Here is a 24,479-nt window from a genome sequence, read left to right on the forward strand (position 1 = left end):
AAAATGTTCGGAAAATTGACACTGGATGCAGTGCCCTACCATGAACCGATTATCGTGGTTACGGTGGCTGCAATTATCATTGGTGGCGCGGCCTTACTGGCCCTGATCACTTACTTCGGTAAGTGGAGCTACCTGTGGAACGAGTGGCTGACTTCGGTTGACCACAAAAAACTCGGTATCATGTACTGCATCGTCGGTATCGTCATGTTAATTCGTGGCTTTGCGGATGCGATCATGATGCGTAGCCAGCAGGCACTCGCTTCTGCGGGTGAAGCCGGCTTCCTGCCGCCGCACCACTACGATCAGATCTTTACCGCCCACGGCGTTATCATGATCTTCTTCGTGGCGATGCCGCTGGTTATCGGTCTGATGAACGTAGTCGTTCCGCTGCAGATTGGCGCGCGCGACGTGGCGTTCCCGTTCCTGAATAACCTGAGCTTCTGGTTCACGGTTGTCGGCGTTATCCTGGTTAACCTGTCACTGGGCGTGGGCGAATTCGCTCAGACCGGCTGGCTGGCTTATCCGCCGCTGTCAGGAATTGAGTACAGTCCGGGCGTTGGCGTCGACTACTGGATTTGGGCGCTTCAGCTCTCCGGTGTCGGTACTACCCTGACCGGTATTAACTTCTTCGTGACCATTATCAAGATGCGTGCCCCTGGCATGACCATGTTCAAGATGCCGGTATTTACCTGGGCATCTCTGTGCGCCAACATCCTGATTATCGCGTCATTCCCAATTCTGACCGTCACCATCGCGCTGCTGACCCTGGACCGCTACCTGGGCACCCATTTCTTCACGAACGATATGGGTGGCAACATGATGATGTACATCAACCTGATTTGGGCCTGGGGTCACCCGGAAGTGTACATTCTGGTTCTGCCTGTGTTCGGTGTGTTCTCCGAAATCGCGGCAACCTTCTCGCGTAAACGTCTGTTTGGTTACACCTCTCTGGTGTGGGCAACCGTGTGTATTACCGTTCTGTCGTTCATCGTTTGGCTGCACCACTTCTTCACCATGGGTGCGGGCGCGAACGTAAACGCCTTCTTCGGTATCACCACCATGATTATCGCCATCCCGACCGGGGTGAAGATCTTCAACTGGCTGTTCACCATGTACCAGGGCCGTATCGTGTTCCACTCAGCGATGCTGTGGACCATCGGCTTCATCGTCACCTTCTCCGTAGGTGGGATGACCGGCGTACTGCTGGCGGTACCGGGCGCTGACTTCGTTCTGCACAACAGCCTGTTCCTGATTGCGCACTTCCATAACGTTATCATCGGTGGCGTGGTCTTCGGCTGCTTCGCTGGCGTAACCTACTGGTGGCCAAAAGCGTTCGGCTTCACGCTGAACGAAAAATGGGGTAAACGCGCGTTCTGGTTCTGGATCATCGGCTTCTTCGTGGCATTTATGCCGCTGTACGTGCTGGGCTTCATGGGTATGACCCGTCGTCTGAGCCAGCAGATCGATCCACAGTTCCACCCAATGCTGATGGTTGCAGCGGGCGGCGCCGTGCTGATTGCCTGCGGTATCGCGTCTCAGCTGATTCAGTTCTACGTGTCTATTCGTGACCGCGACCAGAACCGTGACCTGACCGGTGACCCATGGGGTGGCCGTACGCTGGAGTGGGCAACCTCTTCTCCACCGCCTTTCTATAACTTTGCCATCGTGCCGCAGGTTCATGAACGCGACGCATTCTGGGAAATGAAAGAAAAAGGTGAAGCGTACAAGCAACCTGCTCATTACGAAGAGATCCACATGCCGAAAAACAGCGGTGCGGGCATTGTTATTGCCGCCTTCGCAACGGTATTTGGTTTCGCAATGATCTGGCACATCTGGTGGATGGCGATTGTTGGCTTCGCCGGCATCGTAATCAGCTGGATTGTGAAGAGCTTTGACGAGGACGTGGACTACTACGTACCAGTCCGTGAAGTCGAGAAGCTGGAAAATCAGCATTTCGACGAGATTTCTAAAGCGGGGCTGAAAAATGGCAACTGATACTCTGGCGCACTCAACTGCCCACGCGCATGAACATGCGCACCACGATACAGGACCGACCAAAGTCTTCGGCTTCTGGATCTACCTGATGAGCGACTGCATTCTGTTCTGCTGTCTGTTCGCGACCTATGCCGTTCTGGTGAACGGCACGGCGGGCGGCCCGACCGGCAAGGACATCTTTGAACTGCCGTTCGTTCTGGTTGAAACCGCACTGCTGTTATTCAGCTCCATCACCTACGGCATGGCGGCTATCGCCATGTACAAAAACAACAAGAGCCAGGTTGTCTCCTGGCTGGCGTTGACCTGGCTGTTTGGTGCTGGATTTATCGGGATGGAAATCTATGAATTCCATCACCTGATTATGGAAGGTTTTGGTCCGGATCGCAGTGGCTTCCTGTCAGCGTTCTTCGCGCTGGTCGGCACCCACGGTCTTCACGTGACCTCGGGTCTGATCTGGATGGCAGTACTGATGTTCCAGATCTCCCGTCGCGGCCTGACCAGCACTAACCGTACCCGTATCCTGTGCCTGAGCCTGTTCTGGCACTTCCTGGACGTGGTGTGGATCTGTGTGTTCTCTGTTGTTTATCTGATGGGGGCGATGTAATGAGTCATTCTAACGATCATGGCGCTTCCCACGGCAGCGTAAAAACCTACATGACAGGTTTCATCCTGTCGATCATTCTGACGGTGATCCCGTTCTGGATGGTGATGAGCGGTTCTGCGTCTAAGCCGGTTATCCTGGGTGCAATCCTGGTGACCGCGGTGATTCAGATTCTGGTGCATCTGGTTTGCTTCCTGCACATGAACACCAAGTCCGATGAAGGCTGGAATATGACCGCCTTTATCTTTACCGTGATTATCATCGCTATCCTGGTAGTCGGTTCCATCTGGATTATGTGGAACCTCAACTACAACATGATGGTTCACTAAGAGCGGCGAGTATGTTTAAGCAATACCTGCAAGTTACGAAACCAGGCATCATCTTTGGCAACCTGATCTCCGTGATCGGAGGGTTCCTGCTGGCCTCTAAGGGCAGCATTGATTACACCCTCTTTATCTACACGCTGGTCGGTGTGTCACTGGTTGTTGCGTCCGGTTGTGTATTTAACAACTACATCGACATGGATATCGACAAGAAGATGGAAAGGACCAAAAATCGGGTGCTGGTGAAAGGCCTGATCGCCCCTTCCGTCTCGCTGGTGTACGCCACCTTGCTGGGTATTGCTGGCTTTATGCTGCTGTGGTTTGGTGCTAACCCGCTGGCCTGCTGGCTGGGGGTGATGGGGTTCGTGGTGTATGTGGGCGTCTATAGCCTGTATATGAAACGTCACTCCGTCTACGGCACGCTGATTGGTTCTCTCTCCGGCGCTGCGCCGCCGGTGATTGGCTACTGCGCGGTCACGAACGAGTTCGACAGCGGTGCGCTGATCCTGCTGGCTATCTTTAGCCTGTGGCAGATGCCGCACTCCTATGCCATCGCGATTTTCCGCTTTAAGGATTATCAGGCAGCGAACATCCCGGTTCTGCCGGTCGTGAAAGGCATCTCCGTTGCCAAGAACCACATCACGCTGTACATCATCGCCTTTGCCGTGGCAACGCTGATGCTCTCTCTGGGTGGTTACGCCGGGTATAAATATCTGGCGGTAGCGGCAGCGGTGAGCGTCTGGTGGCTCGGTATGGCGCTGCGCGGCTACAAAGTGGAAGATGACAAAGTCTGGGCGCGCAAGCTGTTTGTGTTCTCGATTGTTGCCATCACCTCGCTGTCCGTGATGATGTCCGTAGACTTCATGGTGCCGGATTCACATAACCTGCTGACTTACGTCTGGTAAGCGTGCTGAATTGAAAAAGCCAGGTTAATCACCTGGCTTTTTTTTTGCCCGGCGGCGCTACGCTTGCACGGGCATACGGGATCGGTAGGTCGGGTAAGGCATCGCCGCCACCCGACCCGGTTTTGCACGACGGTAATATCTCTTAAACAAACGCCTATTTACCGCAATTAACACCCCGCCTAAACTAGTGCCTGCTTTTGAACTGAGGTGGTAATGAACGATTATAAAATGACGCCAGGCGAGCTTCGCGCGACCTGGGGCTTAGGGACTGTCTTCTCGCTACGGATGCTCGGCATGTTTATGGTCCTGCCTGTTCTGACCACGTACGGTATGGCGCTGCAGGGGGCTAGCGAGGCGCTGATTGGGCTCGCGATCGGCATCTACGGTCTGGCGCAGGCGGTGTTCCAGATCCCCTTTGGCCTGCTCTCGGACCGGGTGGGCCGCAAGCCGCTGATCGTCGGCGGGCTGCTGGTCTTTGTGCTCGGAAGCGTGATTGCCGCCCTCTCCCACTCCATCTGGGGAATTATTCTCGGCCGCGCCCTGCAGGGTTCCGGCGCGATTGCCGCCGCCGTCATGGCGCTGCTGTCAGACTTAACGCGCGAGCAAAACCGCACCAAAGCGATGGCGTTTATCGGCGTCAGCTTTGGCGTGACGTTTGCGATTGCGATGGTGCTGGGCCCCATCATCACGCACAAGCTGGGCCTGCACGCCCTGTTCTGGATGATTGCCGTGCTGGCCACCATCGGCATTGCCTTAACCCTGTGGGTGGTGCCGGACAGCAAGAACCATGTTCTGAACCGTGAATCGGGGATGGTAAAAGGCTGCTTTAGCAAAGTGATTGTCGAGCCGCGCCTGCTGAAGCTCAATTTTGGCATTATGTGTCTGCACATCCTACTGATGTCGACCTTTGTCGCCCTGCCCGGCCAGCTTGCCGCTGCGGGTTTCCCGGCGTCTGAGCACTGGAAAATCTATCTGGTCACGATGCTGATTTCGTTTGTCTCCGTCGTGCCGTTCATCATCTACGCCGAAGTGAAGCGCAAAATGAAGCGCGTCTTCGTGGGCTGCGTGGCGGTCCTGCTGATTGCCGAGATTGTGCTCTGGGGTGCCGGTCCGCACTTCTGGGAGCTGATTGCCGGCGTGCAGCTGTTCTTCCTGGCCTTTAACCTGATGGAAGCCCTGCTCCCGTCGCTGATCAGCAAAGAGTCCCCCGCCGGTTACAAAGGCACGGCGATGGGCATCTACTCCACCAGCCAGTTCCTTGGCGTGGCGATCGGCGGCTCGCTCGGCGGCTGGGTGGACGGTCTGTTTGACTCTCAAACCGTGTTTCTCGCCGGTGCGCTGCTGGCAACGGTCTGGCTGCTGGTTGCCAGCACCATGAAAGAGCCGCGCTACGTGAGCAGCCTGCGGGTTGAAATTCCGGAGGATGTGGAAATCAGCGACGCGCTTAAGCAGCGTCTGGAAGTCAAAGAGGGCGTGACGGAGGTGTTGATTGTCCCGGAAGAGCGCAGCGCTTACGTCAAAATAGACAGCAAGGTGACCAACCGCTTCGAGGTCGAGCAGGCCTTAAAGGCGTAAAAAAAGCCCGGTGAAGCCGGGCTTTATTGTATTAATCGCGGAAGTTTTTAAACTGGAACGGCTGTCCCAGATCGCCGCCGCGCACCAGCGCCATTACGGACTGGAGGTCGTCGCGGGACTTACCGGTCACGCGAATCTCTTCGCCCTGGATCTGCGCCTGAACCTTCAGCTTGCTGTCTTTGATGAGCTTCACGATCTTCTTCTGCACCGCACTCTCGATGCCCTGCTTCAGCCTGGCTTCAACAAACCAGTTCTTGCCGCTGTGCACAAACTCTTCCGGCACGTCCAGAGACGTTCCTTCGATGCCGCGCTTTAACAGCTTGGCGCGCAGAATGTCGAGCAGCTGATTCACCTGGAAATCAGATTCGCTCAGCACCTTAATGGTCTTATTTGCGTCGTTCAGCTCAAACGACGCCTCAACGCCACGAAAATCGAAACGTGACTCAACTTCGCGGGTTGCGTTCTCAACGCCGTTGCGAACTTCCTGGATATCAACTTCGGAAACAATATCGAAAGATGGCATCTTTTCTTCTCCCTTCACTTTTGTTGCGTTGCATAATACCCGCTACGAGGCATAACTCAACAGAAGCTTAGCTGTATAATTAAGCTGTAACACCTGGCGCAGTTGCAGGTGAGGAGGAACAATGAAAATTACGGTGCTCGGATGCGGAGCGCTTGGTCAGCTGTGGATGACCGCGCTGTGCAAGCACGGACATGAGGTTCAGGGCTGGCTGCGCGTGCCCCAGCCCTATTGCAGTGTAAACCTGATTAGCGAAGACGGAAGTATCTTTAACGAATCCCTCACCGCGAACGATCCCGATTTCCTGGCAAAAAGCGACCTCCTGCTGGTGACGCTCAAGGCGTGGCAGGTCTCAGACGCGGTAAAGACGCTGGCGGCGCAGCTCCCCTCCACTTCGCCCATTCTGCTGCTGCATAACGGCATGGGGACCATTGATGAGTTGAAAAGCGTTGCGCAGCCTCTGCTGATGGCGACAACGACGCACGCCGCGCGTCGCGACGGCAATATTATCGTGCACGTTGCCAGCGGCGTGACGCATATTGGCCCCGCGAGGACGCAGGATGGGGACTACAGCTATCTCGCCGACGTGCTGCAGAACGTATTGCCGGATGTCGCCTGGCACAACAACATCCGCCCTCAGCTGTGGCGCAAGCTGGCGGTAAACTGCGTGATCAACCCGCTGACGGCGCTATGGGACTGTCCAAACGGCGCGCTAAAAAACCATCCGCAGGAAATCGCGGCGCTGTGCGAAGAGGTGGCTTCGGTCGTTGAGCGTGAGGGCTTACACACCTCGGCGGATGATTTACGCTATTATGTCGAGCAGGTGATTGATAGCACTGCAGAAAACATCTCCTCGATGCTGCAGGACGTGCGGGCGTTACGCCACACCGAAATCGACTACATCACCGGCTATCTGCTAAAGCGCGCCCGTGCGCACGGTATCGCGGTGCCGGAAAACGCCCGCCTGTACGATCGGGTAAAACGTAAGGAAAATGAATATGAGCGCGTCAGCACTGGTATGCCTCGCCCATGGTAGCGAAGAGATGGAAGCGGTCACCGCCATTGATTTGATGGTGCGCGGCGGCATTAAGGTCACCACCGCCAGCGTTGCCAGCGACGGCAATCTGGCAATCACCTGTTCACGCGGGGTAAAAATCCTCGCGGATGCCCCGCTGGTACACGTGGCGGACGGAGATTTCGACATCATCGTGCTGCCCGGCGGCTTAAAAGGCGCGGAATGTTTCCGCGACAGCCCGCTGCTGGTGGAGACCGTGCGTCAGTTTCATCTATCCGGCCGTATCGTCGCAGCCATCTGCGCCGCCGCCGGAACGGTTCTGGTTCCGCACGATATCTTCCCCATCGGCAATATGACCGGCTTCCCGGGGCTTAAGGATACGATCCCGGACGAGCACTGGGTGGATAAACGCGTCGTCTGGGACCCGCGCGTCAACCTGCTGACCAGCCAGGGCCCGGGCACCGCCATTGATTTTGGCTTAAAGATTATTGACCTGCTGGTCGGGCGCGAGAAGGCCTACGAAGTGGCGTCATCGCTGGTGATGCCGGCGGGGATTTATAATTACTATGAAGAGTAGTGCATAAAAAAAGCCGGGTGACGGCTACGCCTTACCCGGCCTACGAATGCACGGTACCGTAGGCCCGGTAAGCGAAGCGCCACCGGGCGAGAAACTACGGGCGATACACCTTCACATTGGCAAAACCCTGCTCGCGCAGATACAGCGCCTGCAGTCGGCTCATCACCCCGCGCTCGCACCACAGCAGATACGTTTTGCTCTGGTCGAGGTCGCCAAACTTCGTGCTCAGCTTGTAGAACGGCAGAGAAACCACCTCGACGCCTTCAACCTGCAGCGGCTTGTCGTCCTGCTCATCAATCGAGCGGATATCCAGAATCGCATCGTCAGGGCCGAAACCGCTCACGGTTTCCACTTCAACCACGTCCTGCTCGGTCTGCTGGGCAATCTCGCGGATATCAATGTTGGAGGCTTCCGCCACCACTTTTTCCAGGATGCTGAAATCGAAGTTCTCTTCTTCGGCTTCGATCTTCGCCTTCACCGCCTTCACCGTTGGGCTTTTTGAGATCACGCCGCAGTATTCCGGCATGGTGCGGGCAAAATCTTCGGTACCGATTTCACGCGCCAGATCGATGATATGCTCTTTATCGTGGGAGATGAGCGGACGCAGGATCAGCGTATCAGACACGTTGTCGATCAGACGCAGGTTGGTCAGCGTCTGGCTGGAAACCTGGCCCAGCGCTTCACCGGTGACCAGCGCCTGCACGCCGTAGCGTTCGGCCACTTTGGACGCCGCGCGCACCATCATGCGCTTCAGGATGACGCCCATCTGGCCGTCGTCCACTTTTTCAAGGATTTCGCCGACCACAGGTTCGAAGTTGATCGCCACGAAACGCACGCGGTGGGAGCTGCCGAAGCGGTTCCACAGGTAATGTGCCACCTGACGAACGCCGATTTCGTGCGCCGCGCCGCCCAGGTTGAAGAAGCAGTAATGCACGCGGCAGCCGCGACGCATCAGCATATAGCTGGAGACGCCGGAGTCGAAGCCGCCGGAGATCAGGGACAATACGTCTTCCTGGGTGCCAATCGGGAAGCCGCCGATACCTTCATAGCGCCCTTTCACCAGCAGCAGGCGATCGTTTTCGATCTCCAGGTTAACCGTCACTTCAGGGTTCGTCAGACGCACGCGCGCAGACTCAACGTGCTGGTTCAAACCGCCGCCGACGTAACGTTCCACTTCAATGGAGCTGAATTCGTGCTTGCCGCGACGCTTCACGCGCACGCAAAAGGTTTTACCTTCGATCTGGTCGCGGTACTGAACCAGCGCTTTTTCGAAGATGTCGTGCATATCGCTGAACGGAACATCCTCCACTTCCAGAATATGGTGGATCCCCGGAATGCGGGTCAGCGCATCGCGAATATCCTGACGCTTGTTTTCGTCTTTCGCACGGACCTCAACGTGGTCCCAGTGGCGCACCACGGCGAGGGTTTCGTCGTAGTGCTTTAATACGTTACGAATGTTCCCGGTGAGAATTTTAATAAAGCGCAAACGCACAGATTGGCTTTTGATGGTGATTTCAGGGAACAATTTAATGATAAACTTCATGGCGGCAATGTTTCTTAGGCAAGCGTATTAAGGCTTGTAATGGAAAAGAGTACAGCAGCCCACACCCGTGGCTGCATCCAGGCGCGCAAGTATACCACCATCGCGCCGCTCCTGTGCACATTGCGCGTTATTTGATAATTGCCCTGAGTCCGTTACCATGTCGGGGCTGAGAATATAAGAGTCAATTCACTATGCCGAAGAAGAACGACGCACCGGCCAGTTTCGAAACTGCGCTGAATGAACTGGAGCAAATCGTTACCCGTCTTGAGAGCGGCGATCTCCCGCTGGAAGAGGCGCTCAACGAATTCGAGCGTGGCGTGCAGCTGGCGCGCCAGGGGCAGGTCAAGCTGCAGCAGGCCGAACAGCGCGTGCAGATCCTGCTTTCCGACAGCGAAGACGCGAAAACCACGCCTTTCACACCGGACGCTGAGTAAATGGATTTTGCCAACGAGCTTGAGGCGCGCGTCGTACGCGCCAACGACGCCCTGCGCCGTTTTATTGCCCCACAGCCTTTTCAGAACACTCCACTGGTTGAGGCCATGCACTATGGCGCACTCTTGGGTGGAAAGCGCCTGCGCCCGTTTCTGGTGTACGCTACAGGCAATATGTTTGGTATCAGCGATAACACGCTGGATGCCCCGGCAGCCGCCGTTGAGTGCATTCACGCCTACTCGCTGATCCACGACGATCTCCCGGCGATGGACGACGACGATTTGCGTCGGGGTCAGCCCACCTGCCATATCAAGTTTGGCGAAGCGAATGCCATTCTGGCGGGTGATGCCCTGCAAACGCTGGCCTTCTCGATTCTGAGCGATGCGCCGATGGCGGAAGTGGCCGATCGCGACCGCCTGGCGATGATCTCCGAACTGGCCATGGCCAGCGGCGTGGCGGGCATGTGCGGCGGCCAGGCATTGGATCTTGAAGCGGAAGGACGTCAGGTTAATCTGGAACAGCTGGAGCGTATTCATCGCCATAAAACAGGGGCATTGATTCGTTCCGCCGTTCGCCTGGGCGCGCTGAGCGCGGGTGAGCAAGGGCGCAAAGCCCTGCCGATTCTGGACAGATACGCAGAAAGTATCGGTCTGGCATTCCAGGTTCAGGATGACATTCTGGATGTGGTGGGCGATACTGCAACATTGGGTAAACGTCAGGGTGCGGACCAGCAGCTTGGCAAAAGTACCTACCCCGCCCTGCTGGGTCTTGAGCAAGCCCAACGTAAAGCCCGGGATCTGATTGACGATGCCCGCCAGTCGCTGAATCAGCTGGCCGCGCAATCGCTGGATACCTCGGCACTGGAAGCGCTAGCGGACTATATCATCCAGCGTAATAAATAAACTATATATCTCGATGAGCCTTTGATGAGTTTTGATATTGCCAAATACCCGACACTGGCGTTAGTTGACTCCACCCAGGAGTTACGTCTGTTGCCGAAAGAGAGCCTGCCGAAGCTGTGCGACGAGCTGCGTCGCTACCTGCTCGACAGCGTAAGCCGCTCCAGCGGCCATTTCGCCTCCGGGCTTGGCACGGTAGAGCTGACCGTGGCGCTGCACTACGTCTATAACACGCCGTTCGATCAGCTCATCTGGGACGTGGGCCACCAGGCTTATCCGCACAAAATTCTGACCGGACGTCGCGATAAAATTGGCACCATTCGTCAGAAAGGCGGCCTGCACCCGTTCCCGTGGCGCGGCGAGAGCGAGTACGACGTGCTGAGCGTCGGCCACTCCTCTACCTCCATTTCTGCGGGCATCGGTATCGCCGTTGCCGCCGAAAAAGAGAACAAGCAGCGCCGCACCGTCTGCGTGATTGGCGACGGTGCCATTACTGCCGGCATGGCCTTCGAAGCCATGAACCATGCGGGCGACATCAAGCCGGACATGCTGGTTATCCTTAACGATAACGAAATGTCGATCTCCGAGAACGTCGGCGCGCTGAACAACCATCTGGCGCAGCTGCTCTCCGGCAAGCTTTACTCCTCGCTGCGTGAAGGCGGCAAGAAAGTCTTCTCCGGCGTCCCGCCGATTAAAGAGCTGCTCAAGCGTACCGAAGAACACATCAAAGGCATGGTCGTGCCGGGTACCCTGTTCGAAGAGCTGGGCTTTAACTATATTGGCCCGGTTGACGGCCATGACGTGCTGGGCCTGGTGACCACGCTCAAGAACATGCGCGACCTGAAGGGCCCGCAGTTCCTGCACATCATGACCAAAAAAGGACGTGGCTACGAACCGGCGGAAAAAGATCCGATCACCTTCCACGCGGTGCCGAAATTTGACCCGTCCAGCGGCTGTCTGCCAAAAAGCAGCGGCGGCATGCCGAGCTATTCTAAAATCTTCGGCGACTGGCTGTGCGAAACCGCCGCCAAAGACAACAAGCTGATGGCGATCACCCCGGCCATGCGTGAAGGCTCCGGCATGGTGGAGTTCTCCAGAAAATATCCTGACCAGTATTTCGACGTGGCGATTGCCGAGCAGCACGCGGTAACGTTTGCAGCGGGCCTGGCCATTGGCGGCTACAAGCCGGTTGTCGCGATCTATTCCACCTTCCTGCAGCGCGCCTACGATCAGGTGATCCACGACGTGGCGATCCAGAAGCTGCCGGTACTGTTTGCTATCGATCGTGCGGGCATCGTCGGTGCCGACGGCCAGACGCACCAGGGCGCATTTGACCTGTCGTTCCTGCGCTGCATTCCGGATATGGTTGTCATGACGCCAAGCGACGAGAACGAATGTCGTCAGATGCTGTTTACCGGCTACCACTATCAGGACGGCCCAAGCGCGGTTCGCTACCCGCGCGGCAATGCGGTTGGCGTTGAGCTGAAGCCGCTGGAAAAGCTGGCGATCGGTAAAGGTCTGGTGAAGCGTCGCGGCGAAAAAGTGGCGATTCTGAACTTCGGCACCCTGATGCCAGAGGCGGCCAAAGTGGCTGAAACGCTGAACGCCACCCTGGTGGATATGCGCTTTGTGAAGCCGCTCGACGATGCTCTGATCCTGAGCATGGCTGAGACGCATGACGTGCTGGTCACGCTGGAAGAAAACGCCATCATGGGCGGCGCGGGCAGCGGCGTGAACGAAGTGCTGATGGCAAATCGTAAAGCCGTGCCGGTGCTAAACCTCGGCCTGCCGGACCATTTCATTCCGCAAGGTACTCAGGACGAAGCCCGCGCGGCGATTGGCCTGGACGCCGTCGGGATCGAAGCCAAAATTCGCAGCTGGCTGGACTGACCCCCTCCCCCTGTTCTGCTCCTGCTATGCTTAAACGTATTGTTTAAACTGCAGGAGCGGAACCGTGCAATACACAACATTAGGAAAAACGGACCTTAAGGTTTCCCGACTTTGTCTGGGATGCATGACCTTTGGCGAACCCGATCGCGGAAACCACGCCTGGACGCTGCCGGAAGAGAGCAGCCGTCCGATTATTAAACGCGCCATTGAGGGCGGCATTAACTTCTTTGACACCGCCAATAGCTACTCCGACGGCAGCAGCGAGGAGATTGTTGGCCGCGCCCTGCGCGATTTTGCCCGTCGCGATGACATCGTCGTCGCCACCAAGGTCTACTATCCGTCAGGTGACCTGGCTCAGGGCCTTTCTCGCGCGCAGATCCTGCGATCCATTGATGACAGCCTCAGACGCCTGAACATGGATTACGTCGATCTGCTGCAAATTCACCGCTGGGATTACAACACCCCGATCGAGGAGACGCTCGAAGCGCTGAACGACGTGGTCAAAGCCGGGAAAGCACGCTACATCGGCGCGTCGTCTATGCACGCGTCGCAGTTTGCCCAGGCGCTTGATCTCCAGGCGCAACACGGCTGGGCGCGCTTTGTCACCATGCAGGATCACTACAACTTGATCTACCGTGAAGAAGAACGCGAGATGTTGCCCCTGTGCCATCAGGAGGGCATCGCGGTCATCCCGTGGAGCCCGCTGGCGCGCGGTCGCCTGACCCGTCCGTGGGGAGAAACCACGGCTCGCCTGGTATCGGATGAAGTGGGGAAAAATCTCTACGAAGGAACCGAAGGCAGCGATGCACTGATTGCCGAACGCTTAGCCGGGATCGCCGACGATACCGGCGCAACCCGCGCCCAGGTGGCGCTGGCGTGGCTGCTGGGCAAGCGCGGCGTCGCGGCACCGATTATCGGCACATCCCGGGCGGAGCAGCTTGACGAACTGCTGAATGCGGTGGATATCACGCTGACGCCGGAGCAGGTTGCCGAGCTGGAAACACCATATCAGCCGCATCCGGTGGTAGGGTTTAAATAAGCCCATCTTTTGTAGGCCGGGTAAGGCGAAGCCGCCACCCGGCAGTACAGTGCGCACAAACTCACGCGAAGTGATCGTACCCTTTCCAGTCGAGCGTCACCGGCGCACCGTCCTTCACAAACTTCAGCCCTTCGCTCTCCGGCATGATCTGACCGATGCAGGTAAACTTCGCGCCAAGATGCGCTAATGCCACGTCCAGCGTTCCACGGTTGAGTTCAGGCACCGTGAAGCACAGTTCGTAGTCTTCACCACCGGAAAGCGCCCAGTGCAGCGCCTGGTCAGGTTCCACATGGCGAAGCAGCTGTTCTGACAGCGGGAACAGATCCAGGTCAACGCGCGCGCCCACGCCGCTGGCCTTCAGGATATGCCCGAGATCCGAGATCAGCCCGTCAGAGAGATCGATAGCCGAGCTTGCCCGTTCGCGCAGCGCCTGACCGTGCAGAATGCGCGGCGTCGGGCGCAGATGGCGTTTCACCAGATACGCCGCATCGTCAGCGTTTTCAACCGCTAAACGGTGCTGAAGGATAGCCAGCCCTGCCGCGCTGTCGCCCGGCGTACCGGTGACGTATATCCAGTCGCCCGGTTTTGCGCCCGATCGCTTCAGCGCGCGGCCAAGCGGCACGTAGCCGTGGATCGCCAGCGTCATCGACAGCGGCCCGGCAGTGGTATCACCGCCAATCAGCTGCATATCGTAATAATTCAGCTGTTCAAACAGCGCGTCGCTAAAGGCTTCCAGCCAGGCTTCATCCACCTCTGGCAGCGTCAGGGCCAGCGTCAGCCAGGCGGGATCGGCGCCCATTGCGGCCAGATCGCTGACGTTAACCGCGAGAGCTTTATACGCCAGATCGGCAGGATCGATATCCGGTAAGAAATGACGCCCGCACACTAAGGTGTCGGTGCTGATTGCCAGCGTCTGTTTTTCGGGAATATTGAGAAGTGCACAGTCATCGCCAATGCCGGTTTCAACATCAAGACGAGAGGTTCTGACACGGTCGAAATAACGGGCAATCAGGGAGAATTCGCCGCATGCCATACGTTATGCCTCAGCAAATAAAAGAAAAAACCGGAGCCGCACTGCCCGTCGGGCAATGCAGGACTCCGGTTTGCGGATCACTTTTTGTGGGGACGGATCGCAGGTGCTGCTTTATCAAGTACGCCGTTTACGAACTTGTGGCTGTCTTCAGCGCCGAAGGTTTTTGCCAGCTCGATCGCTTCGTTGATGGCCACTTTGTACGGCACATCATCACGTTTAGACAGCTCAAACAGCGCGATACGCAACACTGCTTTTTCCACCTGGCCCAGCTCTTCGAGCAGGCGGGACAGGTAAGGTTTCATCAGACCATCGAGATACGCGCTATTAGTCGCCACTCCCGACAGCAGTTCACGGAAGTACAGAACGTCAACGTCTTTCACGTCCTGTTCTGACAGGAACTGGTATTCAACATCAGCGATGTCGTTCTGGGACAACTGCCAGGAGTAAAGTGCCTGGACGGCACATTCACGGGCGCGGCGACGAGCAGCAGGTTTCACGGAATTCCCCTTACAAAAAAATCAGGCCTTGATGGCTTTCAATACATTGATCATTTCAAGCGCGGTCAGTGCAGCTTCTGCACCTTTGTTACCGGCTTTGGTGCCAGCACGTTCGATGGCTTGTTCAATACTTTCGGTAGTCAGCACGCCGAACGCGACAGGAATTTCAGCATCCTGCGCAACGTGTGCCAGACCGTTGCTTGCACCGCCCGCAACGTATTCGAAGTGCGCAGTGCCGCCACGAATAACGGTACCCAGTGCAATCACCGCGTCGTATTTACCGGTTTTCGCCAGCGCGCCCGCCGCCAGTGGCAGTTCGTAAGCGCCTGGAACCCAAACAACGGTAATGTTGTCATCTTTAACCTGGCCGATGCGTTTCAGGGCGTCAATCGCGCCTTCCAGCAGGCTGTCGTTGATGAAGTTGTTGAAACGCGCAATGGTGATGGCGACGCGAGCGTCCGGGGTAGCTACAGCAGCTTCAATAATGTTCATACTCTTCCTTTACGGGTTCATGTGGCCCCGCAGGGGGGCGGATTTTATCATAATACTTTGCGTACTGCTTCCCTATTTCGGGAGCAATTACGCTGTCGTTAAGTGGAGGCAGACATCCGGACCCACCGGACGAATCTCGCTGAATGTGAGTTGCGGTGCGTCGGCCAGCTTTTCAAGTCCGGGCAGCACAAACAGCCCGCGCGCGTCGTGACCTAACAGTTTAGGCGCAACGTATACCAGCAGTTCATCCACCAGCCCGGCCTGCAACAGCGCACCGGCGAGCGTTGGACCCGCTTCCACCCAGATACTGTTTACCTGCTGCTTTCCGAGCAGCATCATCAGCACCACGAGATCCAGATGCCCGTTATGCTCCGGCACCATGATGCTGCGCACGCCTTCCGGCCATTCGCGGGAATCTTCTCGGGTGCGGGCAATCCAGGTTTCCCCCGGCTGCTGGACGATGCGGTGCGCTGGCGTCACGCGGTTCTGGCTGTCAATGACAATACGCAGCGGCTGACGCAGGTTCTCCTGCGGGTAAAGCGCCTGGGTCTCGGCATTCAGCTCGTCCCAGCGCACGGTCATGGCCGGATCGTCAGCCAAAACAGTTTCACTGCTGGTGAGAATAGCATGGCTTTGCGCGCGCAGACGTTGCACATCGCGCCTTGCCTGCGGCGAAGTGATCCACTGGCTTTCGCCGTTTGCCATCGCCGTGCGGCCGTCCAGCGAGGCGCCCAGCTTGAGCTGGATATACGGGAACCCAGTGCGCATGCGCTTCAGGAAGCCTTTGTTGATTGCTTCGGCATCCTGCATCATCAGCCCGTGGCTGACGTCAATGCCTTCCTGCTGCAGGCGATACAGGCCGCGTCCGGCCACCTGCGGATTCGGATCCTGCATGGATGCGACCACGCGTGAAACTCCTGCCGCGATCAGCGCCTCACAGCACGGCGGCGTACGCCCGTGGTGGCTGCAGGGCTCCAGCGTGACGTAGGCGGTGGCGCCGCGCGCCTTCTCACCGGCCATGCGCAAGGCATGAACCTCAGCATGCGGCTCGCCAGCACGGTAGTGGAAACCCTCGCCCACGATCTCGCCATCTTTGACGATAACGCACCCCACGTTCGGGTTGGGATGGGTGGTAAAACGCCCGCGCTGCGCCAGCTTCATGGCTCGCGCCATGTAAATCTCATCCTGCATGAGCTTAATCCTGTAAGCGGGCGATCTCTTCGCCAAACTCTTTGATGTCTTCGAAGCTGCGGTAGACGGAGGCGAAGCGGATATAGGCAACCTTATCGAGCTTTTTCAGCTGCTCCATCACCAGGTTGCCGATCATTTTGCTTGGCACTTCACGTTCCCCCAAACCACGAAGGTAAGATTTTATGTGGTTTAACGCCATTTCAACGTCATCCGCGCTAACGGGACGTTTTTCGAGAGCCTTCAGCATCCCGCTGCGCAGTTTCTCTTCGTTAAACGGCTCGCGCACATCGTTACTTTTTACCACGCGCGGCATTACCAGCTCTGCAACCTCAAAGGTCGTGAAACGCTCGTTGCACACCAGACACTGTCGACGACGGCGTACGGAAGACCCTTCGCCCACGAGACGAGAGTCGATGACTTTGGTATCCACAGCGGAGCAGAATGGGCAATGCATACGGTATCCCTGTTATCCGGTTAACTGATTTTCATTTTACCCTGATCTGGCCTGACAACAAAGGAAGAGCTTTTTGAGACAAAGGATCTATGTCTGACGCGCTGATACTGGCTACCCTAAATGCGATCCGTTATTTCAAGGAATTAAACGCAATGACAAGACGTTACCTTAATATTTTGCTGGTGGGGAGCCTCTTCACCCTTAGCGCCTGTGCACAGCAAACCGAAGTCCGCCAGATGAAACAGAGCGTCAATACGCTCAATACGGCGCTGGACAAGCTGAACAAAGAAACGGTGAAGATCACCCAGCAAAACGCGCTAAACGCCAAATCCAGCAGCGGGGTTTACCTGCTGCCGGGCGCGAATACGCCTGCGCGCCTCAACAGCCAGATTGGCACGCTAAAAATGTCTCTGGTGAATGTGGCGGCGAATGCAGATGGTACTCGCGCAACATTACGCATTCAGGGTGAATCCAACGATCCGCTCCCGGCCTTTAGCGGCACCGTCGAATGGGGCCAGATCCAGGGCACCACGGAGAATTATCAGGAGGTGAATGTTAACAGCCAGCTGTTCACCGCACCGGCCAGCGTGCTGGCTCCAGGCGATGTCGACATTCCGCTGCAGCTTAACGGCCTCACTCCGGATCGGTTAGGTTTTATCCGCATTCACGATATCCAGCCCGCCGCGCAGTAACCCCTCTTTAAGCGGAGTGAAATGTCACTCCGCTAACATTTACATTTCGTATGGATTGGCAACATAAATGATTGCCGCTACAATCCCGGCCGTTTAAAGTACGCAAACGTGAACGCAATCGATTACGCGTATGAGAGATATGTGAAACAACACATATTTTTGTGAGCAGGGATTCCTATAATAGGCACCGCAGAAACACGAAATATTTAGAAACGCAATTTGCGCATTTTTCACTCCCGGAAGGGAATTTCAATCAGTGGCATGATTATGAAAAAAACATTACTCGCAGCTGGCGCCGTGCTGGCACTGTCTTCCTCATTCACTGTTAACGCAGCGGAAAACGACAAACCACAATACCTCTCCGACTGGTGGCACCAGAGCGTTAACGTGGTCGGCAGCTACCACACGCGCTTCGGACCGCAGATCCGCAACGATACCTACCTGGAATACGAAGCGTTCGCCAAGAAAGACTGGTTTGATTTCTACGGCTATATGGATGCGCCGGTCTTCTTCGGCGGTAACACCGATGCGAAAGGTATCTGGAACCACGGTTCCCCGCTGTTCATGGAAATTGAGCCGCGCTTCTCTATTGATAAACTGACCGGTACCAGCCTGGCGTTTGGTCCGTTCAAAGAGTGGTACTTCGCGAACAACTACATCTACGACATGGGCCGCAACAAGTCCGGTCGCCAGAGCACCTGGTATATGGGTCTGGGTACGGACATCGACACTGGCCTGCCAATGAGCCTGTCTATGAACGTCTACGCGAAATATCAGTGGCAGAACTACGGTGCCGCGAACGAAAACGAGTGGGATGGCTACCGTTTCAAGGTGAAATACTTTGTGCCAATTACCCAGCTGTGGGGCGGTAACCTGAGCTATATCGGCTTCACCAACTTTGACTGGGGTTCAGACCTGGGCGACAACGACTTCCGTGACCTGAACGGTAGAAAAGCGCGTACCAATAACTCCATCGCCTCCAGCCATATTCTGGCGCTGAACTACGATCACTGGCACTACTCTGTTGTGGCGCGTTACTGGCACAACGGCGGCCAGTGGAACGACGACGCCAGCCTGAACTTCGGCAACGGCGATTTTAGCGTTCGTTCTACCGGCTGGGGTGGTTACCTGGTCGTGGGTTATAACTTCTAACCTTGTGGTTGGTGCCGGGTGGCGGCTACGCCTTACCCGGCCTACAAAATACGATCCGAATGTAGGCCGGGTAAGGCGTAGCCGCCACCCGGCTTTTTACTGCCTCACCTTGCGCAAAAAATCGGCCAGTGACCTGTCCGCACTCTCGCTGAACCTTCTCTCCGTCTGCGCAATATTGAGGCACCGGTCGAGCCGGAAACAGCGATAGTCATCGCGCCGCTCACACCACGCCGCCAGCAGCCAGCGCTCTCCCCAGAAGAACAGCCCCAGCGGCTGAACCTCTCGTTTAGAAAGCTGTCCGGCTTCGTCACGGTAATGTAGCGCCAGCACGCGCTGGGCAGAGATCGCCTGATGGATCCTGTCAAAATCGCAGCGGGAGTGGCTTTGCATGCCAAAATCCGGGGCGTAGATCCGCGTCTGCTCCGCCTTTCGACGACTCTCGTCGGGGAGAATAGCCAGCACCTTCTCCTGGGCCGATTCAAGCTCGCGCGACAGCGATTCCCCACCCCAGGTTTTAAGCAGGCGGATCGCGACGATCAGCGCCTCTGACTCCTTATTTGTCAGCATCAGCGGCGGCAGGTCAAAGCCCGACATCAGCCGGTATCCGCTTCCCGCCTCACCTTCCACCGGCACGCCGGAAAGCGACAGGTCGCGGATATCGCGGTAGACCGTGCGCTCGGACACGCCAAGCCGCTCCGCCAGATGCGCTGCCGTTGTCAGACGCCTGCCCCGCAGGATCTGCACAATCTGAAACAAACGGTCAGCGCGTCGGGTCATCTCTTATTCCGCTCTCAGGCAGGTTGATGGAGGCCGACGCGGTTGCCCTCGCTGTCGGTAAACAATGCGATAGTGCCAATGCCATGCGGCAGTTCCAGCGGGCCAAACACGCACTCGCCGCCCGCAGAGGCAATGCGATCGAGCGTGGCCGCCAGATTGTCAGTATGCAGGTAAATAATAGCGCCCTGCAAAGACGGTGTAACGCCGTCAAATTTTGCCAGTGCGCCGCCGGTGGCGGGATCCTCATGCGGGAAAACCGCCAGCTCCGCGCAGTCCATTTTCTCGCGACGCAGCGCGAGCTGCATCACCGGTTCATAAAATTTAACGGCGCGATCCATATCCGATACCGGGATTTCAAACCAGTTAATGACGCTTTTCATACATCCTCCTGCCTGTTGTTTGGGTTCAGAAGGAGTCTACGCCAGGGCTCCTGACAGCATACTGTCAGGAGTGTTTGTCAGGAGCAGATAAAAAAAATCCCGGTCAACCGACCGGGATTTCGATAACGCTAAACATCGCCTTACGGCAGAATGGACGGCTGATCCGCCCCTTCTTTCTCGACTTTCTGCTGGAGCAGGTGCTCGCGCTTCATGCCGAGTTTCAGCGCCAGCGCGGACGCAACGTAGATAGACGACGCCGTACCGATGGTGACACCAATCAACATGGTCAGCGAGAAGCCTTCCAGTACCGGACCACCGAAGAGGAACAGCATCAGGATCACCATCAGGGTAGTCCCGGATGTGATCAAGGTACGGTGCAGCGTCTGGGTCAACGACACGTTAAAGATTTCGTACGGCGTACCGCGACGGATCTTACGGAAGTTTTCACGAATACGGTCAGATACCACGATGCTGTCGTTCAGTGAGTAACCGATAACGGACATCAGGGATGCCACAATCGTCAGGTCAATCTCAATGTGGAACAGCGACAGTATGCCCATGGTGATGACCACGTCGTGCGCCAGGGCGATAACCACACCGGCCGCCAGTCGCCACTCAAAGCGGAAACCGACGTACACCAGGATGGAGATCAGCGCCACCAGCAGCGCCATCGCGCCGGTCTGCGCCAGGTCAGCACCCACGCTCGGGCCGACGAACTCGATACGCTTAACCGCCGCGTTCTGGCTGGTTGTTTCGTTAATCACGCTCACAACCTTGCTGCCTAGCTCCTGGCTGCCGTTGGCATCGTGCACCGGCGGCATACGCACCATGATGTCGCGGCTGCTGCCGAAGTTCTGCAGCAGCGGCTCTTCAAAGCCCGCTTTCTGCAGAGACAGACGCATCTGGTCCATATCGACCGGTTTTTCCAGGGAGATCTCGATGACCGTACCACCGGTGAAATCGAGACCCCAGTTAAAGCCCTTCACGCCCATAATGACGATGGACAGAATCAGCAGAAAACCTGAAATGCCGAAGGCCCAGTAGTCCCAGCGCATAAAGTCCCAGACTTTACGGCCGTGGTTCAATTGTTCAACAGTATATTCCTGTGCCACAACGCACTCCTCAGATAGACAGCTTTTTGACGCGCTTGCCGCCGTACAGCAGGTTCACGATGGCACGGGTGCCGACAATAGCGGTAAACATTGACGTTGCGACACCGATACCGGTTGTAATCGCAAAGCCTTTGATCGCGCCAGTACCCACTGCATACAGGATAAGAACCTTAATCAGTGTTGTTACGTTCGCATCGAAGATAGAGCTGAACGCGCCTTTATAGCCTTCGTCAATCGCCTGCTGAACAGAGCGACCGTTGCTCAACTCTTCTTTAATACGTTCGTTAATCAGTACGTTGGCGTCGACCGCCACCGCAAGGGTCAGAACGATACCCGCAATACCCGGCATGGTCAGCGTCGCCCCCGGCAGCAGGGACATGATGCCGATAATCAGCACCAGGTTGGCGATCAGCGCGGAGGTCGCAATCAGACCAAACTTCTTATAGAAGAAGATCATGAAGAGGATAGAGACCACCAGACCGGCCAGACACGCTTCCAGACCCTGCTGGATGTTCTGCATACCCAGCGTTGGACCAATGGTGCGTTCTTCAACAATCTGAATCGGCGCAATCAGCGCACCGGCACGCAGCAGCAGAGAGAGCTGGCGCGCTTCGTTCGGGTTGCTAATACCGGTAATACGGAAGCTGTTACCCAGACGAGACTGGATGTTGGCGATGTTAATCACCTCTTCCTCTTTCACCAGCACCGCACGACCGTTTGCATCTTTCTTACCGCTGTCTTTGTACTCCACGAACAGGGTCGCCATCGGCTTGCCGATGTTGTCCTTGGTGAAGTTAGACATGATGTTACCACCCGCGCTATCGAGCGAGATGTTAACCTGCGGCTGGTTGTATTCGTCCTGGCTCGACGTGGAGTCGGTGATGTGGTCACCGGTCAGAATCACGCGTTTGTACAGCACCACTGGCTGACCTTCGCGGGTCTGTTTCACTTCGGAGTCACCCGGAATACGGCCTGCTGCGGCAGCGGACTGATCGACGTTGGAATTGACCAGACGGAATTCCAGCGTGGCGGTGGCGCCCAGAATCTCTTTCGCACGCGCGGTATCCTGGATACCCGGCAGTTCAACCACGATACGGTCAGCACCCTGACGCTGTACCAGCGGCTCAGCCACACCCAGCTGGTTTACACGGTTACGCAGAATGTTGATGTTCTGCTGAACGGCATATTCACGCGCTTCTTTCAGGCGCGCATCGGTCATCACCGCGCGCAGCTGGTTGCTGCCCTGCGAAGTGATCACCAGGTCACGGTGACGTTGGGTCAGGTAATCTACAGCCTGATCGCGCGCCGCGCTGTCGCGGAACGTGATGCTCATGCCGTAGTTATCTTCTTTACGCACGGTGGTGTAAGCGATGCCTTTTTCACGCAGATCGCTGCGCAGGCTGTCGATATTCTGTTCCTGCAGCTTGCCGAGCGCGGTATCCATATCCACTTCCATCAGGAAGTGAACGCCACCACGCAGGTCAAGACCGAGCTTCATTGGCTCTGCGTTCATCGCAGCCAGCCAGCGCGGGGTTGCAGGGGCAAGGTTAAGCGCCACGACGTATTTATCACCCAGCACGCCCATCAGCGCTTCACGTGCGCGAAGCTGCGTGTCGGTGGTGTCGAAGCGAGCAAGAATTGCACCCTCTTCCAGAGCCACAGACTTAGCGGTAATTTTTTCTTCTTGTAACGTTTTCTGGACCTGGATCAGCGTTTGCTCACTGGCGGCGACACCGCGCGCGCCAGTGATTTGAACGGCCGGATCCTCACCATACAGGTTGGGAAGTGCGTACAGCAGGCCGACGAGAATCACGACGACCAGCATGATGTACTTCCACAAAGGATAACGGTTTAACACGGCAGTTCCCTTTGGGAAAAGTTGGGATTACAGCGCCTTCATGGTGCCTTTCGGCAGAACGGCAGCTACGAAGTCACGTTTGATAACCACTTCAGTGGTGTCGTTCAGGGCGATCGCAATGTAGCCGTTTTCAGCCACTTTGGTTACGCGACCCACCAGACCACCGTTAGTCAGCACTTCATCGCCTTTCGCAATGGAGTTCATCAGGTTTTTGTGCTCTTTGGTGCGCTTCTGCTGTGGACGCAGGATCATGAAGTAGAAGATCAGACCGAACACAACCAGCATCAGAATCAGAGACATCGGGCTGCCCTGCGCTGGAGCACCTGTTGCCGCTACCGCATCAGAAATAAAAAAGCTCATTCAAATTCCCTCATTATTAAAATTAATCAACGTTCAACGGTGGGACTTCCCGCCCCTGACGTTGGTAGAAATCGGTCACGAAGCTCTCTAATTTACCCTCTTCGATAGCCTTACGTAAACCAGCCATTAAGCGCTGATAATAACGAAGATTATGAATGGTATTGAGACGCGCGCCCAAAATCTCGTTGCAACGATCGAGATGATGCAGATACGCGCGAGAATAATTGCGACAGGTATAGCAATCGCACTCGGAATCGAGCGGGCTGGTGTCACTCTTATGCTTCGCGTTACGGATTTTCACCACGCCATCGGTAACGAACAAATGGCCGTTACGCGCGTTGCGGGTTGGCATGACGCAGTCGAACATATCAATGCCGCGGCGTACGCCTTCAACCAGATCTTCTGGTTTACCCACGCCCATCAGGTATCGTGGTTTATCCGCCGGGATTTGCGGGCAGACGTGCTCCAGAATGCGGTGCATGTCTTCCTTCGGCTCACCCACAGCCAAACCGCCGACAGCGTAGCCATCAAAACCTATCTCTACCAGACCTTTAACGGAGATATCGCGTAAATCTTCGTAAACGCTGCCCTGGATAATGCCGAAGAGCGCATTTTTGTTCTGCAGAGAGTCAAAACGGTCGCGGCTACGCTTCGCCCAGCGCAGAGACATCTCCATGGAGCGTTTTGCGTAATCCCAGTCGGCCGGATACGGCGTACATTCGTCGAAGATCATCACGATGTCAGAGCCGAGATCGTACTGAATCTCCATCGATTTTTCAGGATCGAGGAAAATCGGATCGCCGTTGATCGGGTTACGGAAGTGTACGCCCTGCTCGGTGATCTTACGGATATCGCCCAGGCTGAAGACCTGGAAGCCGCCGGAGTCGGTCAGGATCGGGCCTTTCCATTGCATGAAGTCATGCAGGTCGCCGTGGAGCTTCATGATCTCCTGGCCCGGACGCAGCCACAGGTGGAAGGTGTTGCCGAGGATAATCTGTGCGCCCGTGGCTTCCACTTCTTCCGGCGTCATCCCTTTTACGGTGCCGTAGGTGCCCACAGGCATAAACGCGGGGGTTTCCACCACGCCGCGATCAAACACCAGGCGACCGCGACGCGCGCGACCGTCGGTGGTATCGAGTTCAAATTTCATTTTTTCTCCGACGTCAG

At 56.4% G+C, this 24,479-nt stretch carries 26 protein-coding genes; 13 read left to right on the forward strand and 13 right to left on the reverse strand.

Annotated elements, in window-relative coordinates; genetic code table 11:
- Positions 1–3: 3 nt before the first annotated feature.
- The 5 genes from cyoB (at position 4) to ACMWKK_RS10145 (ending at position 5,399) form a co-directional block, all read left to right on the forward strand.
- A complete protein-coding gene (gene cyoB / locus ACMWKK_RS10125; protein WP_014168864.1) occupies positions 4–1,995 on the forward strand; it encodes a cytochrome o ubiquinol oxidase subunit I in 1,992 nt (663 codons plus the stop codon).
- A complete protein-coding gene (locus tag ACMWKK_RS10130) occupies positions 1,985–2,599 on the forward strand; it encodes a cytochrome o ubiquinol oxidase subunit III (RefSeq protein ID WP_008503324.1) in 615 nt (204 codons plus the stop codon). Before cyoB ends, ACMWKK_RS10130 begins: the two co-directional genes overlap by 11 nt.
- Positions 2,599–2,925: a cytochrome o ubiquinol oxidase subunit IV gene (locus ACMWKK_RS10135; RefSeq protein WP_006176899.1), complete on the forward strand. Its 327-nt coding sequence runs from the start codon at positions 2,599–2,601 to the stop codon at positions 2,923–2,925. The genes ACMWKK_RS10130 and ACMWKK_RS10135 overlap by 1 nt, the downstream gene beginning before the upstream one ends.
- Positions 2,926–2,936: 11 nt before the next feature.
- On the forward strand, positions 2,937–3,824 hold the full coding sequence (cyoE, locus tag ACMWKK_RS10140; RefSeq protein WP_013095848.1) for a heme o synthase: 888 nt from the start codon (positions 2,937–2,939) through the stop codon (positions 3,822–3,824).
- 213 nt (positions 3,825–4,037) lie between these two features.
- The gene (locus ACMWKK_RS10145) at positions 4,038–5,399 is read left to right on the forward strand and encodes an MFS transporter (RefSeq protein ID WP_112781108.1); all 1,362 of its coding nucleotides are present in this window, start codon (positions 4,038–4,040) and stop codon (positions 5,397–5,399) included.
- 31 nt (positions 5,400–5,430) lie between these two features.
- Here ACMWKK_RS10145 and ACMWKK_RS10150 read toward each other — a convergent pair whose 3' ends face one another.
- Positions 5,431–5,922, reverse strand: a complete 492-nt coding sequence (locus tag ACMWKK_RS10150) for a YajQ family cyclic di-GMP-binding protein (RefSeq protein WP_033144770.1) — start codon at positions 5,920–5,922, stop codon at positions 5,431–5,433.
- A 121-nt stretch (positions 5,923–6,043) separates the two neighbouring features.
- Here ACMWKK_RS10150 and panE point away from each other — a divergent pair, with 121 nt between their 5' ends.
- Complete coding sequence (gene panE, locus ACMWKK_RS10155) at positions 6,044–6,955, forward strand: 2-dehydropantoate 2-reductase (RefSeq protein ID WP_045328344.1); 912 nt, start codon at positions 6,044–6,046, stop codon at positions 6,953–6,955.
- A complete protein-coding gene (yajL, locus tag ACMWKK_RS10160) occupies positions 6,918–7,511 on the forward strand; it encodes a protein deglycase YajL (RefSeq protein ID WP_112781107.1) in 594 nt (197 codons plus the stop codon). Before panE ends, yajL begins: the two co-directional genes overlap by 38 nt.
- Before the next feature lie 94 nt (positions 7,512–7,605).
- Here yajL and thiI read toward each other — a convergent pair whose 3' ends face one another.
- Positions 7,606–9,054: a tRNA uracil 4-sulfurtransferase ThiI gene (gene thiI, locus ACMWKK_RS10165; protein WP_112781106.1), complete on the reverse strand. Its 1,449-nt coding sequence runs from the start codon at positions 9,052–9,054 to the stop codon at positions 7,606–7,608.
- A gap of 191 nt (positions 9,055–9,245) precedes the next feature.
- Here thiI and xseB point away from each other — a divergent pair, with 191 nt between their 5' ends.
- From xseB to ACMWKK_RS10185, 4 genes are all read left to right on the forward strand, one after another.
- Positions 9,246–9,488: an exodeoxyribonuclease VII small subunit gene (gene xseB / locus ACMWKK_RS10170; RefSeq protein ID WP_045328337.1), complete on the forward strand. Its 243-nt coding sequence runs from the start codon at positions 9,246–9,248 to the stop codon at positions 9,486–9,488.
- Positions 9,489–10,388: a (2E,6E)-farnesyl diphosphate synthase gene (gene ispA, locus ACMWKK_RS10175; protein WP_112781105.1), complete on the forward strand. Its 900-nt coding sequence runs from the start codon at positions 9,489–9,491 to the stop codon at positions 10,386–10,388.
- 24 nt (positions 10,389–10,412) lie between these two features.
- Positions 10,413–12,275: a 1-deoxy-D-xylulose-5-phosphate synthase gene (dxs, locus tag ACMWKK_RS10180; protein WP_112781104.1), complete on the forward strand. Its 1,863-nt coding sequence runs from the start codon at positions 10,413–10,415 to the stop codon at positions 12,273–12,275.
- Between the two features lie 64 nt (positions 12,276–12,339).
- Positions 12,340–13,314, forward strand: a complete 975-nt coding sequence (locus ACMWKK_RS10185; protein ID WP_112781103.1) for an aldo/keto reductase — start codon at positions 12,340–12,342, stop codon at positions 13,312–13,314.
- Between the two features lie 61 nt (positions 13,315–13,375).
- On the opposite strand, the gene thiL is transcribed toward ACMWKK_RS10185, so the two are convergent.
- The 5 genes from thiL to nrdR form a co-directional block, all read right to left on the reverse strand.
- Positions 13,376–14,347, reverse strand: coding sequence for a thiamine-phosphate kinase (gene thiL / locus ACMWKK_RS10190; RefSeq protein ID WP_112781102.1), 972 nt, complete (start codon positions 14,345–14,347; stop codon positions 13,376–13,378).
- Positions 14,348–14,424: 77 nt separating this feature from the next.
- Positions 14,425–14,844, reverse strand: coding sequence for a transcription antitermination factor NusB (gene nusB, locus ACMWKK_RS10195; RefSeq protein ID WP_006809908.1), 420 nt, complete (start codon positions 14,842–14,844; stop codon positions 14,425–14,427).
- Positions 14,845–14,865: 21 nt separating this feature from the next.
- Entirely contained in the window at positions 14,866–15,336 is a 471-nt protein-coding gene (gene ribE / locus ACMWKK_RS10200; RefSeq protein WP_006176874.1) for a 6,7-dimethyl-8-ribityllumazine synthase, read from the reverse strand.
- Positions 15,337–15,423: 87 nt separating this feature from the next.
- A complete protein-coding gene (ribD, locus tag ACMWKK_RS10205) occupies positions 15,424–16,527 on the reverse strand; it encodes a bifunctional diaminohydroxyphosphoribosylaminopyrimidine deaminase/5-amino-6-(5-phosphoribosylamino)uracil reductase RibD (RefSeq protein WP_112781101.1) in 1,104 nt (367 codons plus the stop codon).
- Between the two features lie 4 nt (positions 16,528–16,531).
- Positions 16,532–16,981, reverse strand: a complete 450-nt coding sequence (gene nrdR / locus ACMWKK_RS10210; RefSeq protein WP_008503337.1) for a transcriptional regulator NrdR — start codon at positions 16,979–16,981, stop codon at positions 16,532–16,534.
- Positions 16,982–17,133: 152 nt separating this feature from the next.
- On the opposite strand from nrdR, the gene ACMWKK_RS10215 reads away from it, so the two are divergent.
- A complete protein-coding gene (locus ACMWKK_RS10215; protein WP_112781152.1) occupies positions 17,134–17,673 on the forward strand; it encodes a DUF3251 domain-containing protein in 540 nt (179 codons plus the stop codon).
- Between the two features lie 267 nt (positions 17,674–17,940).
- A complete protein-coding gene (locus ACMWKK_RS10220; RefSeq protein WP_045328464.1) occupies positions 17,941–18,825 on the forward strand; it encodes a nucleoside-specific channel-forming protein Tsx in 885 nt (294 codons plus the stop codon).
- A gap of 96 nt (positions 18,826–18,921) precedes the next feature.
- On the opposite strand, the gene ACMWKK_RS10225 is transcribed toward ACMWKK_RS10220, so the two are convergent.
- The 6 genes from ACMWKK_RS10225 to tgt all read right to left on the reverse strand — a co-directional run bounded on the left by ACMWKK_RS10225 (position 18,922) and on the right by tgt (position 24,462).
- Entirely contained in the window at positions 18,922–19,602 is a 681-nt protein-coding gene (locus ACMWKK_RS10225; protein WP_112781100.1) for a helix-turn-helix transcriptional regulator, read from the reverse strand.
- Positions 19,603–19,616: 14 nt separating this feature from the next.
- Positions 19,617–19,982, reverse strand: a complete 366-nt coding sequence (locus tag ACMWKK_RS10230; protein WP_045328325.1) for a VOC family protein — start codon at positions 19,980–19,982, stop codon at positions 19,617–19,619.
- Positions 19,983–20,122: 140 nt separating this feature from the next.
- Positions 20,123–21,094: a protein translocase subunit SecF gene (secF, locus tag ACMWKK_RS10235; protein ID WP_024906803.1), complete on the reverse strand. Its 972-nt coding sequence runs from the start codon at positions 21,092–21,094 to the stop codon at positions 20,123–20,125.
- A gap of 10 nt (positions 21,095–21,104) precedes the next feature.
- Positions 21,105–22,952 (reverse strand): protein translocase subunit SecD, encoded by a 1,848-nt coding sequence (gene secD / locus ACMWKK_RS10240; RefSeq protein WP_072001190.1) that lies wholly within the window; start codon positions 22,950–22,952, stop codon positions 21,105–21,107.
- Between the two features lie 27 nt (positions 22,953–22,979).
- Complete coding sequence (yajC, locus tag ACMWKK_RS10245) at positions 22,980–23,312, reverse strand: preprotein translocase subunit YajC (RefSeq protein WP_003859109.1); 333 nt, start codon at positions 23,310–23,312, stop codon at positions 22,980–22,982.
- Positions 23,313–23,334: 22 nt separating this feature from the next.
- Positions 23,335–24,462, reverse strand: coding sequence for a tRNA guanosine(34) transglycosylase Tgt (tgt, locus tag ACMWKK_RS10250; RefSeq protein WP_045328323.1), 1,128 nt, complete (start codon positions 24,460–24,462; stop codon positions 23,335–23,337).
- Positions 24,463–24,479 lie beyond the last annotated feature (17 nt).

It is taken from the genome of Enterobacter sp. 01-M-03-SI-ECC, assembly GCF_047530215.1.
Lineage (GTDB): Bacteria > Pseudomonadota > Gammaproteobacteria > Enterobacterales > Enterobacteriaceae > Enterobacter > Enterobacter chengduensis.

Excerpts from the sequence above, each read along its gene's own strand:
- thiL (WP_112781102.1), bottom strand. The coding sequence starts at position 14,347 with ATGGCATGCGGCGAATTCTCCCTGATTGCCCGTTATTTCGACCGTGTC.
- panE (WP_045328344.1), top strand. The coding sequence starts at position 6,044 with ATGAAAATTACGGTGCTCGGATGCGGAGCGCTTGGTCAGCTGTGGATG.
- ACMWKK_RS10215 (WP_112781152.1), top strand. The coding sequence starts at position 17,134 with ATGACAAGACGTTACCTTAATATTTTGCTGGTGGGGAGCCTCTTCACC.
- tgt (WP_045328323.1), bottom strand. The coding sequence starts at position 24,462 with ATGAAATTTGAACTCGATACCACCGACGGTCGCGCGCGTCGCGGTCGC.
- cyoE (WP_013095848.1), top strand. The coding sequence starts at position 2,937 with ATGTTTAAGCAATACCTGCAAGTTACGAAACCAGGCATCATCTTTGGC.
- ribE (WP_006176874.1), bottom strand. The coding sequence starts at position 15,336 with ATGAACATTATTGAAGCTGCTGTAGCTACCCCGGACGCTCGCGTCGCC.
- ACMWKK_RS10145 (WP_112781108.1), top strand. The coding sequence starts at position 4,038 with ATGAACGATTATAAAATGACGCCAGGCGAGCTTCGCGCGACCTGGGGC.
- cyoB (WP_014168864.1), top strand. The coding sequence starts at position 4 with ATGTTCGGAAAATTGACACTGGATGCAGTGCCCTACCATGAACCGATT.
- ribD (WP_112781101.1), bottom strand. The coding sequence starts at position 16,527 with ATGCAGGATGAGATTTACATGGCGCGAGCCATGAAGCTGGCGCAGCGC.
- ACMWKK_RS10225 (WP_112781100.1), bottom strand. The coding sequence starts at position 19,602 with ATGACCCGACGCGCTGACCGTTTGTTTCAGATTGTGCAGATCCTGCGG.
- xseB (WP_045328337.1), top strand. The coding sequence starts at position 9,246 with ATGCCGAAGAAGAACGACGCACCGGCCAGTTTCGAAACTGCGCTGAAT.
- ACMWKK_RS10130 (WP_008503324.1), top strand. The coding sequence starts at position 1,985 with ATGGCAACTGATACTCTGGCGCACTCAACTGCCCACGCGCATGAACAT.
- thiI (WP_112781106.1), bottom strand. The coding sequence starts at position 9,054 with ATGAAGTTTATCATTAAATTGTTCCCTGAAATCACCATCAAAAGCCAA.
- ACMWKK_RS10135 (WP_006176899.1), top strand. The coding sequence starts at position 2,599 with ATGAGTCATTCTAACGATCATGGCGCTTCCCACGGCAGCGTAAAAACC.
- ACMWKK_RS10230 (WP_045328325.1), bottom strand. The coding sequence starts at position 19,982 with ATGAAAAGCGTCATTAACTGGTTTGAAATCCCGGTATCGGATATGGAT.
- ACMWKK_RS10150 (WP_033144770.1), bottom strand. The coding sequence starts at position 5,922 with ATGCCATCTTTCGATATTGTTTCCGAAGTTGATATCCAGGAAGTTCGC.
- yajC (WP_003859109.1), bottom strand. The coding sequence starts at position 23,312 with ATGAGCTTTTTTATTTCTGATGCGGTAGCGGCAACAGGTGCTCCAGCG.
- dxs (WP_112781104.1), top strand. The coding sequence starts at position 10,413 with ATGAGTTTTGATATTGCCAAATACCCGACACTGGCGTTAGTTGACTCC.
- nrdR (WP_008503337.1), bottom strand. The coding sequence starts at position 16,981 with ATGCATTGCCCATTCTGCTCCGCTGTGGATACCAAAGTCATCGACTCT.
- ispA (WP_112781105.1), top strand. The coding sequence starts at position 9,489 with ATGGATTTTGCCAACGAGCTTGAGGCGCGCGTCGTACGCGCCAACGAC.
- ACMWKK_RS10220 (WP_045328464.1), top strand. The coding sequence starts at position 17,941 with ATGAAAAAAACATTACTCGCAGCTGGCGCCGTGCTGGCACTGTCTTCC.
- yajL (WP_112781107.1), top strand. The coding sequence starts at position 6,918 with ATGAGCGCGTCAGCACTGGTATGCCTCGCCCATGGTAGCGAAGAGATG.